Source organism: Chryseobacterium sp. 2P (assembly GCF_059579425.1).
Genome location: NZ_CM184194.1, coordinates 3774123 through 3787115, shown reverse-complemented (window position 1 = coordinate 3787115; position 12993 = coordinate 3774123). Strand labels below are relative to the sequence as shown.

The following is a 12993-nucleotide window of genomic DNA, read 5'->3' as shown; positions in this document are numbered from 1 at the left end:
AATTGTAAAGATATGGCAAATAAAAAAAATAATTCTTCAGAACAAATGATGGCAAAATTAGTTCAGGAAATGGAAAAGCAGGGTCTTCGCTCGGAAGAAGACATTAGAAGTTTTCTAAACGGAATGGTAGGGAAAAATATGAATGACTTTAATTTCGGATTAAATGAAAGCAAAGAAGACCAAGCGCAAGATCTGATTTATGAAGCATGGGAAAGTGATTCTAAAAAAGCAAAACAACTTATTTTACAAGCCAAAGAACTAGATCCAGAAAATGCAGATGTTTATAATTATCTTGGAGATATAGAAACTACTCCCGAGCAAGCATTGGTATATTACGAGCAGGGAATAAAGGCAGGAGAGAAGAAATTAGGGAATAAATTTTTCAAAGAAAATGAAGGTCATTTTTGGTTAATGATTGAAACGCGTCCTTATATGCGTTCACTCTTTAACTCTGCAAGATGTTTAGCGTTGTTAAACCAAAATGAAGAAGCGGTGAAAAGATATTTCAGAATTTTGGAGCTTAATCAGGATGATAATATGGGAGCAAGATATGAGCTGTTCTCTGTATCATTAGAAATCAATGCTTTCAAAATGATAGATGCTCTTCTTAAAGAATATCCCGAAGAATATGGTGCAAATTGGACTTACAACAAAGTATTGTATCATATCAAGAAAAATGAAATCAAAAAAGCCGATGAAGAATGGTTCATGGCAATTAATACCAACAGGCATGTTCCAAGATATTTATTGGGGAAAACAAAATTACCAAAAAAGCTACCGGATTATATCAGTATCGGTTATGCGGATGAGGCCCAATGTTACGTTGCAGAAAACCTTCATCTATGGGAAGCAACAGAAGGAGCTTTAGATTTTGTAGAATCAAGAATGTAAAAAAATTTCGGTATTACTTCGAACTTTCGATATGAGAATCAAAATGATTCGAGCCCAGTAAGGATCTGTAAATTAACGTAATGTGTTGATTTATATAGCTAAGCGGTTCGAGATGGTGACGAGAGGGACCACTATAAAAACTCGAAAGCCCTTGTTTATGGGGCTTTTTTTATTTGCAGTTGTTTGATAAACAATTATTTATTTGTTTGAAAACGGTTTCGAGAAGTCCAAAATAAAATTATGGGATTTTTGAGGTAATTCTCGAGTATTTATATTAAATAACTGATAATCAAATAATTAATTGTGTTTGTTGGTTTTGCATATTTCCACTTTTTATAATGTCTTTATAGAGTTTAATGTACTCTGTTTTCATTCTCCTAAAAATTACCCGAAAGGGTAGTTCATAAATAACTATTTACATATTAATTTTGATAAAAGAAATTTTGTAATTTTATAGAAACTAAAAACTATTACTATGAAAAAATTGAGAAATTCATTAACAAAAAATATATTTTAAAAAGTCTTATATAAAATCAACTTTGATAAATAGACTGATCCATTAATATATCTAGCTTATAAAAATAATTAACGCACCAGGTAAATATAATATTTATACAATGCGTAAATTAGATCATTCTTGCAGCCGTTTTCCCTGATTGTTGTTATAAAGGCAGAAAAGTCAATTTCACAAAATTCTTTACTGAAATCAATTGCTTAAAGGAAATTTGCCAAGGCAATATGTTGTTTGCAAGTCTATAAATAGTTCTTATTATAACTGACGTACTAAAGAGAACATTGAGATAACATATTTTACACCCACTACATCATTATAAATCATTAAAATCAGCTTTCAAATGACAGCAATGAAAAAAATGAATCTTATTAAACAACCTCTTTACAGAAAACTTAGAGGTTATGCTTTTGATCCTTCTCTATCCTTAAAATTAGATACTATAGATATAAATGAAATAACTTATTATATTCCTTGGGAAAATGATTTAAAACCTGGACCAGAGGGAGAATACATAAAAGTGATTGACCGTGATCCATCAAGCAATGAAACGTATACTCCTGTTGATTTAAACCAAATGGAAATTCTTGCAGATAATGGTATTACCCCAAATGTGAGTAATCCGCAATTTCATCAGCAAATGGTATATGCAGTTGCAATGAACACTATTACCAATTTTGAAAAGGCAATTGGTAGAAAAGTAATGTGGAGTCCTAAAAATAAAGACCAGATAATAAAAAAAAATGATGAAAATGAAAAATCAGAATCAGTATTTGTTAAACAGCTGATCATATATCCTCATGCCTTACGTGAGGCCAATGCTTATTATTCCCCCGAACGAAAAGCATTATTGTTTGGGTATTTTAATGCAGCTCCTGCAAATGTAGATTTATTTATGCCAGGTAGTTTAGTTTACTCATGTCTTTCACATGATATCATAGCACATGAAGTTACACATGCTATTCTTGATGGCATTTTCCGGCATTATATGGATCAAACGAATCCGGATGTGGGGGCTTTTCATGAAGGGTTTTCTGATATTGTTGCTTTGTTTCAGCATTTTACTTTTCCTGAAGTTTTAAAAAATCAAATTGCAAAATCAAGAGGGAAATTTGATGCAGAAAATTTACTTGGTCAATTGGCAGTAGAATTCGGGATTGCATCAGGTGGCTATGGAGCTTTACGTGATGCAATTGGAACCATAGGAGAAAAAAATGGAATTTGGAGTTTAACAAAGCCTGATGTAAATGCTTATAGCAGTGTTTTTGAACCTCATGATAGAGGCTCGATTCTTGTTGCTGCAGTATTTGATGCATATATAAATATTTATAATCATCGAACAGAAGATTTGATCCGTATTGGAACAAATGGAACAGGAATTCTTCCGCTGGGAAGCCTGAACCCAGATCTCGTAAATCGCCTTGCTGATGAAGCCTCTAAAACTGCTTTTCATGTTTTAAATATGTGTATTCGGGCATTAGATTACTGTCCGCCCATTGATATTAATTATGGGGATTATTTAAGAGCTTTGATTACTGCTGATGTTGAGTTAGTTGCCGATGATGATAAAAATTACAGAATTGCATTCATCAATGCCTTTAAAAAATGGGGGATATATCCTGAAGAAATATCAAATCTTTCAGTAGAGACTTTGACTTATTCTGCCGAGGAACAACCAGAGGAATTTAAAGAGTTTTCTTTAACGCTGAAAGATTTTCTCAGAGATTTTAAAAACAGGATTAACTATGTAACTAATAGGGAAGAAAAATTTGAAGCAACTCTGGAATTTATCACGGGAAGTAAATCCGAAAGATCAGATCCTGAAGCTCCACCAGCGAAAGGGCTTCATGAATATTTTTTTAGTCAAACAAAGAACAACAGCATTCTTTTTGAAAAACTCACAGGATTAATTTTTTCTGACAATTACAAAAAATTAAACATTAAGACATCAGGAAAATATAGAACTGGTCCTTCGATCGAAATTCATTCCATCAGATTAAACAATAGGGTCAGTCCAGATGGCAGTTTGCTTAATCAGATTATAATAACACTTGCTCAGCGGTGTTGCCTGCAGGTAGTATATGATGAAATGAATGATAATTATTCTATAACTACTTTTCCCTTTAATAAGGAAAAAGTCAAAGAAGAAGGCTGCTTTATTTTCAGAGGTGGGTGTACACTAATTTTTGATTTGAATACCCTTCAACTAACGAATGTCATATCAAAACCCATTTTTGATGTCGGAAAATTCAATAATAAAAAAAGAGTTTATACTCCAAATATTAATCGGGCAAAAATGCAGTATCGCTGTAGCTGGGGAGATTATGCAGAACTTACTGGTTTTGCTGCAGTAAAAAACAGCCTTGAACCTTTTGCTCATATTCACAAATCAAAAACTGATATCTATGGATAAGATTGATGCTATTACCGTCCGTATGTATAATACGGGCTCAGTAGGAGACTGCCTTCTTTTACTGTTTCAAAAGAAGGGAAAAATAACATTTACCATGCTGATTGATTGTGGAGGCTTTATGACAGATAATCAAATAATTACATCGTGTGTAGCCAATATTAAAGAAACTGTTAAAAACAAAATTGATCTTGTTGTTGTAACCCATGAACATCTTGATCATGTTTCCGGCTTTAATCAAGCTTTAAATGAGTTTAATCATATAGAGTTTAGCCAGGTTTGGATGGCATGGACAGAAGATGATACAGATCCTTTAGCAAGAAAATTAAAAAAAGATTTAGGTAAAAAGCTGAAAGCTCTTATTTCAACACTCACCAAAGAACATACGAATGTAGATTCAAAAGTCAAAAAAACGAATTATCAAAAATCTTTAAACGAAAGATTTAATTACTATTCCAAAAGTTTTGGTAATATTTTAGACGCTTTACATTTTGAAGCCGGGAATGACAAATCTTTAAAATCTTCTCTTACAGTTTCAAGTGCCATGACTTTTGTAAAGAATAAATCAAAAGATAAGGTAAAAGAAAAAATGTATAAAAAACCGGGAGATGTGATACGTGATTTGAAAGGTGCGGAAGGAATAAAATTTCATATACTAGGACCTCCTTATGATGATGATCTGAGTGGTATAAAAAATAAAATGCAGAAAGATGAATTGTATTCACTTAATAGGCACCTGGCATTTAATGGTAAACAAGCTTTTCTGAATGCAGTAACGGCTTCAGAAACTGATGCCCATTTTTCAAAATCTCCTTTTCATCGTAAATATTATATGGATATTTCGGATAAGCGAAAATTTTCAGAAATGTATAATGCAGATGAAATGTCGTGGAGACAGATCGAAGAAGATTGGCTTGGAGTTTCTGAAGAACTCGCTATTGCAGTAAACACATATACCAATAATACCAGCCTTGCTATGGCGATTGAATTTGAAGATACAGGTAAAGTCCTTTTATTCCCAGCTGATGCGCAATCTGGTAATTGGATTTCTTGGCATAATGAAAAGGTTACTTCCAGCCTTAAGAAAAATGGTGGTAAGACTGCAGATGAATTGTTAGCAAATACAGTGTTTTATAAAGTGGGGCATCATGGAAGCCATAACGGAACAGCATCCAAGAGTGGACTTGATAAAATGACCAATCATAATTTGGTTGCTATGATGCCTTTAGTGCAAGATAAAGTTCCTTTACAATGGGGTGGAAGCAAAAACTTTCCTGCAAAAATGCTTTATAATGAACTTATCAAAAGAACGAACGGGGCTGTAATACGAACAGATGAAGGCGTTATTAAAGATATTCACGCCAATGAATTAAGAGAAAAAAACCTATCTGTCGAAATGTTGGAAAAACTTAAAAAAGTTAGCAAAGGACTTTATCAGGAATGGACTATTAATATTTAATCTCGTAAAATATTTGTTATGGATTCAGGAGAAAATAAAAAAAGAAAAATTGGATTGGCTCTGTCAGGAGGTGGTTATAGAGCTGCAGCATTTCATTTAGGCACTATGCGAAAATTGAATCAATTAGGTGTGCTGGATAAGATTGATGTCTATTCTACAGTGTCTGGTGGTTCGATCATTGGAGCAGATTATTTATTACAGTTAAATGAAAACAAGGATTATAAGACTTTTGAAACCAACCATATAAAAAAGCTAAAACAAAGTGTTATTGGATCCATATTACGATCTGCTACTTTTTTATCAATTCTTTTTGGTCTGTTTTGTTGGATTGGGTTAATAGTATATTTACAATTTACACGTGTGTATTGGCTGGGCATACCGGTTTTAATTGTTGGAGTAATGTTCATTGTGTTAAAGCAATTTCTCATTTTCCCTGTAAGCAATATTATTGAAACAATTTATGACTCTATCTTTTTTAAAGGAAAAAAACTAAATCAGTTGCCTGAAAAGCCACTTATTGCCATAAATAGTACAAATCTCGAAACAGGCAGACAATTTACGTTTTCGAAAGGCTGGATGGGTGATACTACTTATGAATATCCTGAAAATACAATCAATTCTCTAAACTTTAAACCTGTAAGATATAAATCCGAGAACTTTTCTGTAGCTCGAAGTGTGATGGCTTCCAGTTGTGTTCCATTTGCCTTTACTCCTGTAAAAGTTGCATCAGAATTTCTTGAAAATTCTGCCGATGCAGATAAGGTAAATCCTGCATTGGTAGACGGTGGTGTTTTTGATAATCAGGGAGTGCATAAACTTACACATACAGGAAGGTATGAATGTAGCACTGTAATAGTAAGTGATGCAGGAAATAAAATGCCATTTGAAAATTCTCATGGAAACTTAATTACACTTCTTTGGCGAGTATGTGATTTATTTATGAATCGCATCAAAAAATTTGAAATGACAAATAATATTTACTATAATGTTATTCTATACAAAAAAGAACTTGCTTATGTTTCTCTTGGTTGGGATTTAGATGCATGTATACCAGGATTTGTAAATAATCTGCGTAAAGGATTAGTACTTCAGGAAGTCATCGATGCACACAATATTCCCAAAGAATATCTTGAGCCATTTGATGGTGAAAAAATAAAAAAATATATGGAAGAAGTAACAGAATATAATACTATTCTCCAAATGACAGATGATGAAAAAAGAATAGCCTGTAGTATAGGTACAAACCTTACAGCATTGTCTGATAAGCAAATTAATGCTTTGATAAAACATGCTGAAACAATGACAGGGTTGCAGGTGAAGTTATATTGTCCAACAATTTTGAAATAAATATAAGAATGGTGCCAAATTATAAACCAATAGAATCATTATATTCAATAGCTTATACACCGCTGCATTCACCAAGAAAATATTTCGCGTTTGTTGAATCTGTCGAGAATTACTTTGAGAAGGATTCAGCCGAAGGAAAAATATTTGTAAGATTTGATTGTTTGAGAATAGATGACGGGCAATACCTTTCTCAAAGCGAATCTCTTAACTTGGAACAATTATCAGAAATTCCATTCATTCACATAGAATGTATATTTCTTCCTTTTGAATGGGAAAAACACTTTAAAGAATATAGTTTTTTAGAGTTAGAAAATCAATGGCTGTTAGTTGAAACTCATAATCTTGATGGGGAAGGAGTAGTTGTCGAAGAGTTTTACAACGGAGGAGAGCCGTATCAAATGAAGATTGTTAGGCTTAAACCCACACCTGAAGAAGAAAATATTCTTAATGGGCTTGCCAGAAAATTTGATCTTATAAATCTTCCCCAAAGTTCAAAACAGGATATTGAAAATAGACTATCAGGCAGATTCTTAAATTTTGATTCTATAATAATCTCTAACGTAGGGCAGGGTAATTTGAATTTTCTCACTTTTAACGATTTTCCGGTCATTTATTTTGATTTAGGTGGTGGAACAGGCAAACATAGTTTTACTTACCCTCAAATAGAAACTATTGTAACCTGTAAAACCCAAAATCCGACGGTTATTTTATCACATTGGGATATGGATCATATTGAGACAGCAATTCGTGATACATCTAATTGCAGTTTAGATTGGGTTGTTCCACTCCAAAAAGTTGGAAAAACCCATTATACATTGGCGCTAAGAATCAACAGTAATGGTAAGCTTTTAATATGGCCTAATAATTTATCTTTACTTAGTTTCGCTGGAGGAGATATTATTAAATGTAATGGAACGTCAAAAAATGATTCTGGGTTAGCTTTGGTTATAAAATCCAACAATGTAGGTCAGTCTCTACTTCCGGGTGATGCACAGTATGGCTGCATACCGGGACTTACAAAATATGTTTTATCTTGTTTAGTAGTTTCACATCATGGCTCAAACTCTGCCCAATCCAATGTTCCGATGGCTAATGGTAATAAATGGATTGCGTATTCCTTTGGAAGTAATAATTGGGGGCATCCGACTACTAATACACGTAATGCTCATCAACATCAACAGTGGAGTATTGTAAGAGAAACTATTAATGGGAGTATTGTATTTGACAAAAAGAATTATACTTCACCATGCGGAAACGGTCAATGCAATTTATTTGCGGATCAATATTTTTAAAAAATGAAATTGTTTAGAATACAACCCTTAATTGGCATTTTACAACTTAATTCGAATTCAGATTAATTATTATTTTCTTCAGCCAAATTGTTTTTATCTTCAGTGTACCAATGAACAAATTGCCTAATTGCAGATGGTGGTTGTAAGGGCGTTTATTAATTTTTATTATTTTCTAAAAGGTTCTTTTCGAAATACTGATATTATATTTGAAATGCGTCGTTTATTTATCAATTTCATTGTATTGTCATCGTCATTATAAAGTTGTTTTAGTCATAAAAAGTCACCCCATCAATATTTACTGTTGTGCTTGTCAAAATATAATTGCATGATACTGCCTTTTTGAATTTCTATTTCCATATTTCTTCTCTGCATAATTCCTGAATATTTAATTTCTTCTCCAATAACCGCTGTGAGTTTAGTTGAACAATGTCTGTTACATCATCCACCTTGTCTAAAATTTATTTGTAAAGATGATTTGATTTCTGTGTTACCATCTTTGAATTGATATGTTCTTCTATTAGATGACTGAAGTATTTCATTTAATAATTCTCCGATATAACTGTTTATATGAGCCGGATTAATATTCAAATTTATTGGTGTAACAGTATTGTTGGGAACATCAATATGATGAAGAAAGAAATTTTTCGATGATTCGTCATCAGTTTATACCGTTTGATGCTCTTCCTGCAATCACATTGTAGTTAAGGGCAGGCAATCGTTTTACAACTGTGGAACTTGGATTTCCGGTACCTCCCATTACTGAAATTTTATAATGTTATTCAGTGATTTATATTCAATTCAGTTAATGTAAGAGACAATGTATATCGTGCTTTTTGCATTTCAGTCACTATATAGGAAACAAAAAAATGTAATTGGAAACTTCAGAAATCCATCATTGAGATTACACTCGAATTAGACTGTGGGCATGCTTCTTATTCCGGTAAAATTCTTAAAACAAAAACCTCCAGCTATAGTACAGCCGGAGGTTTATTGTATAGGTTTAAATCAATTATTTTATAAATAGGGCATTATGTAAAACTGCAGCAGCTTCTTTAATAGAATTTTGTACTGCCGGTATTTGCCCTAGAGGATTGAGCATTCCGTAATCGTGAATAAATCCTTTGTATTCTGTAATAGTTGTAGGTACACCCGCTTCGTCTAATTTTCTTGCGTAAGCCACTCCTTCATCGTGCAAAATATCATTTTCTGCAACCTGAACTAATACTGGCGGTAAACCCTGTAATTCTTTTAAAGAGGCTTGTGCTGGAGAAGCATATTTATTTTTTCGGTCATCGGCATTGGGTAAATAATTATCCCACATCCATTTCATCAAAGGCGTTGTTAAAAACCTTTCCTGAGCGAATGAAGTATAAGAGGGTCTGCTAAAATCAGCATCTGTAACCGGCCATAATAAAATTTGCTGTGCCAGTTCTGGACCTTTTTTATCTTTAGCCATCAATGCCACAACCGCTGCCATATTACCTCCTACACTATTACCTACAACCGCTAATCTTGCAGCATCTACACCAAGTTCTTTTCCGTGTTCGGCCACCCATTTTGTTGCTGCATAGGCTTGGTTTATCTGTACCGGAAAATGAGCATCAGGAGCAGGTGTATAATCTGGGAAAACTGCTACGGCACCACTGTTTACCACAAGATCTCTCACCAATCTTTTGTGCGTAGGATAATCGCCTAAAACCCAGCCGCCCCCGTGGAAAAACATAAATACCGGTAAACCGGCCTTTACTCCTTTAGGTTTTACAACATGAATTTTTATATTTAAACCGTCTTGTGTAATGGTTTTTTCTGTTTCTTCAATATCAGAATAATCGTAGGTTATAGATTTTTGTGCGCCCACCAAAACTAATCTCGCATCCTCAGGAGACATTTGCTCCAAAGGTTTTCCATCGCCACTGTTCAGTACTTTTAAAAATTCTCTGATATCTTTAATAATATTGGGATCCTGAGCTGCATGCACCGTTTGCTGTGCCATAATGTTTGAATTGAATGTGAATAAAGTAATTGCTGATAAGGCGATGCCTTTTAAAAACGTACGTTTCATAACTATGATTTTATTTGTTGTATTTTGATAGAGCAAAGTTATGGCGGCGCAGCGCTTTTGAAAAGTCACAAAAGTCGCTATTGATTGTACTTTTTTCCCTCAATGTTATTTATTCGGTTTTTCATTCTTTTTTGAAACCTCTTGGTGTAATTCCAGTTTTCTGTGTTTATAATCGCCGCAGCGTTAATGGCTATGGTTAAACATCAATAATCGATTGTCTGAGATAATTTTATCTTTTGCAGCTCCACAATTTGTTGCAGGACTTTTATAGTCGATGGTTATTGCACATCATAAATCATCAGATAAAATAACATGTCCCCTTGATATACAGTTGGTTACGGAAATACTGCAATGACTTATAATCAGGTTGTCTCTGGTTCGAGCTAAGTGGGAATCACGATAAAAATCAGAGAGTTACAACTTCATAAATATCTTTTTTTGCTCTTTAAAATACGTTTGTTTCAAAACTTTTAATCCAGTTTAAACATCATCTATTAATTACTCAATAAAGAAAGATAATAGTATATATTTTATTCATTATAAAATATATACTATATTGCAATAATAATCATGATCCAAATCAACTTAATTAGCTAAAATGAGTAAAAAATTATTTTCGGAAAGAGATATTTGTACAAAATTTATAACTCCGGCGTTAGAAAATGCAGGTTGGGATAAAATGAAACAGTTTCGGGAGGAAGTAAATTTTACTGATGGCAGAATTATTGTTCGCGGTAAACTAACAACTCGTGGAAAAAAAAAGAGGGCTGATTATGTTTTATATTACAAACCTAATATACCAATCGGGATTATAGAGGTTAAAGAAAATAATCATGAAGTTGGCGCTGGAATGCAGCAAGGATTGGAATATTCTGATATTCTCCACCTGCCGTTTGTATTTTCAACCAATGGAGATCGTTTTTTATTCCACGATAAAACTAATTCTACAAATATTGAAACCGAAATTGAATTAGATGATTTCCCTTCACCAGAACAATTATGGAATAAATACTTAAAATTTAAAGGTCTTAATGAAGGCGATTCAAAATCTATTGTTGAACAAGATTACTTCTTCGATGGTTCCGGAAGATCCCCTAGGTACTATCAACAGAATGCAGTAAATCTGACACTTGAAGCTATTGCTAAAGGTCAAAATAGAATATTGTTGGTAATGGCAACAGGAACCGGTAAAACTTATACCGCTTTTCAAATCGTTCATAGACTATGGAAGTCAAGAACCAAAAAGAGAATTTTATTTCTTGCGGATCGTAATTCTTTAATTGACCAGACCAAAAGAGGAGATTTTAAACATTTCCGTGATAAGATGACTATCGTTCAAAAGCGGCAAGTGGACAAATCTTATGAAATCTATTTAGCCATTTACCAAGGTTTAACTGGAAATGAAGAAGAGAAAAATATTTTCAAACAGTTCAGTGAAGATTTTTTTGATTTAATTGTAATTGATGAGTGCCATAGAGGAAGTGCTAAAGAAGATTCCGCTTGGAGAGAGGTTTTAAAATATTTTAAATCTGCTACTCAGATAGGTCTGACAGCAACACCAAAAGAAACAGAAACCGTTAGTAATTCAGAATATTTTGGTGATCCAATTTATACATATAGTTTAAAGCAAGGTATTGAAGATGGATTTCTAGCACCTTACCAAGTTGTTAGAGTCACTTTAGACGTTGACGTTGAAGGTTGGAGACCCGAAAAGGATAAGAGAGATAAAGATGGTAATGTTGTTGAAGATAGAATTTATAATAGAAAGGATTTTGACCGAAATTTAGTTATTGATAACAGAACCTGGGCCGTTGCTAAAAAAGTGACTGAGTTTCTCCATAATACGAGCAGATTTAATAAAACAATTGTTTTTTGCAGAGATGTAGATCACGCGGAAAGAATGAGGTCTGCCATTGCTAATCTAAACTCTGATCTCGTATTGAGAAATTACAAGTATGTTATGAGAATTACCGGAGATAATGATGAAGGAAAAAGAGAATTGGATAATTTTATTGATCCGGAACAAACTTATCCTGTTATTGCAACAACATCTGAATTAATGACCACAGGTGTAGATGCTCAAACTTGTAAATTGATCGCATTAGATACTGAAATAGGATCAATGACAAAATTTAAACAAATTGTCGGACGAGGGACGAGAGTTAACGAAGAATTTGGGAAGTTGTATTTTACCATTATGGATTTTAGAAACGTGACAGACTTGTTTGCTGATCCTAATTTTGATGGTGATCCGGTAAGAATAAAAGTTATAGATGAAGATACTCCTGCAAACGACGATTTTGATAATGATATTCCGGAGGAAATACAAACCGATGAAAATGGAAATATAGATCAAGTGAATGGAGAACAACCAGACTATTCAGATCCATTTACAGATAAGAAAACAAAACCTACAAAAGTCTACGTAAATGGTGTGGATGTTACTGTTTTAAATTCAAGAGAATTATATTTTGATAAAGACGGTAAACCGATTACTGTAAGCTTAAAAGACTATACTAAAGATATTTTAAGTGAAAAATATACCTCGTTAGATCAGTTTTTAAATCTTTGGAAAAATTCCGATAGGAAAGATGCCATTATTCAGGAATTAGCAGAACAGGGCGTTATGGTTGAAGAACTTTTGCAGGCAGTAAACAAAGAATGTGATCTCTTTGATATTATTTGTCACGTTGCATTTGATCAAAAACCTCTAACTCGAAAGGAACGAGCAAATGAGGTTAAAAAAAGAAATTATTTTGCAAAATATGGTGAACAGGCAAGAAATGTTCTTACTGCGCTCGTAGATAAATATGCAGATGAAGGCGTTGAAACAATCGAATCAATGGAAGTTTTGAAACTAAATCCGATTTCTGAATTTGGTTCACCTATGGAAATTGTAAAAACATTTGGGGGAAGAGAAATGTATCTTAATGCTATAAAGGAACTTGAAAATGAAATCTACTCAATAGCCTAAATTATATTGTTATAAACTTGGTGTAGATTTTTTAGGAACGTACTTTT

The 12993-nt window shown here is 33.2% G+C and carries 7 protein-coding genes; 6 read left to right on the top strand and 1 reads right to left on the bottom strand.

Translation table 11 applies throughout. The features are described from left to right. Window positions 1-12 precede the first annotated feature (12 nt). The 5 genes from AC52CF_RS17175 (at window position 13) to AC52CF_RS17155 (ending at window position 7910) form a co-directional block, all read left to right on the top strand. Window positions 13-891, top strand: a complete 879-nt coding sequence (locus AC52CF_RS17175) for a tetratricopeptide repeat protein (protein WP_496517466.1) — start codon at window positions 13-15, stop codon at window positions 889-891. Between the two features lie 854 nt (window positions 892-1745). Continuing rightward, window positions 1746-3815: a hypothetical protein gene (locus AC52CF_RS17170; RefSeq protein ID WP_496517465.1), complete on the top strand. Its 2070-nt coding sequence runs from the start codon at window positions 1746-1748 to the stop codon at window positions 3813-3815. After that, window positions 3808-5271 (top strand): MBL fold metallo-hydrolase, encoded by a 1464-nt coding sequence (locus AC52CF_RS17165; RefSeq protein ID WP_496517464.1) that lies wholly within the window; start codon window positions 3808-3810, stop codon window positions 5269-5271. The genes AC52CF_RS17170 and AC52CF_RS17165 overlap by 8 nt, the downstream gene beginning before the upstream one ends. Window positions 5272-5289: 18 nt before the next feature. Then, complete coding sequence (locus tag AC52CF_RS17160) at window positions 5290-6618, top strand: patatin-like phospholipase family protein (protein WP_496517463.1); 1329 nt, start codon at window positions 5290-5292, stop codon at window positions 6616-6618. An 8-nt stretch (window positions 6619-6626) separates the two neighbouring features. After that, the gene (locus AC52CF_RS17155) at window positions 6627-7910 is read left to right on the top strand and encodes a ComEC/Rec2 family competence protein (protein WP_496517462.1); all 1284 of its coding nucleotides are present in this window, start codon (window positions 6627-6629) and stop codon (window positions 7908-7910) included. A 1009-nt stretch (window positions 7911-8919) separates the two neighbouring features. On the opposite strand, the gene AC52CF_RS17150 is transcribed toward AC52CF_RS17155, so the two are convergent. Further along, window positions 8920-9972, bottom strand: coding sequence for an alpha/beta hydrolase (locus tag AC52CF_RS17150; RefSeq protein WP_496517461.1), 1053 nt, complete (start codon window positions 9970-9972; stop codon window positions 8920-8922). 598 nt (window positions 9973-10570) lie between these two features. Here AC52CF_RS17150 and hsdR point away from each other — a divergent pair. Further along, window positions 10571-12946 carry an EcoAI/FtnUII family type I restriction enzme subunit R gene (gene hsdR / locus AC52CF_RS17145; protein WP_496517460.1) on the top strand — a complete coding sequence of 792 codons (2376 nt, stop codon included), beginning with the start codon at window positions 10571-10573 and terminating at the stop codon, window positions 12944-12946. Window positions 12947-12993 lie beyond the last annotated feature (47 nt).

Coding starts and splice junctions, on each gene's coding strand:
- AC52CF_RS17175 (WP_496517466.1), top strand. CDS start 13: ATGGCAAATAAAAAAAATAATTCTTCAGAACAAATGATGGCAAAATTA.
- AC52CF_RS17170 (WP_496517465.1), top strand. CDS start 1,746: ATGACAGCAATGAAAAAAATGAATCTTATTAAACAACCTCTTTACAGA.
- AC52CF_RS17165 (WP_496517464.1), top strand. CDS start 3,808: ATGGATAAGATTGATGCTATTACCGTCCGTATGTATAATACGGGCTCA.
- AC52CF_RS17160 (WP_496517463.1), top strand. CDS start 5,290: ATGGATTCAGGAGAAAATAAAAAAAGAAAAATTGGATTGGCTCTGTCA.
- AC52CF_RS17155 (WP_496517462.1), top strand. CDS start 6,627: ATGGTGCCAAATTATAAACCAATAGAATCATTATATTCAATAGCTTAT.
- AC52CF_RS17150 (WP_496517461.1), bottom strand. CDS start 9,972: ATGAAACGTACGTTTTTAAAAGGCATCGCCTTATCAGCAATTACTTTA.
- hsdR (WP_496517460.1), top strand. CDS start 10,571: ATGAGTAAAAAATTATTTTCGGAAAGAGATATTTGTACAAAATTTATA.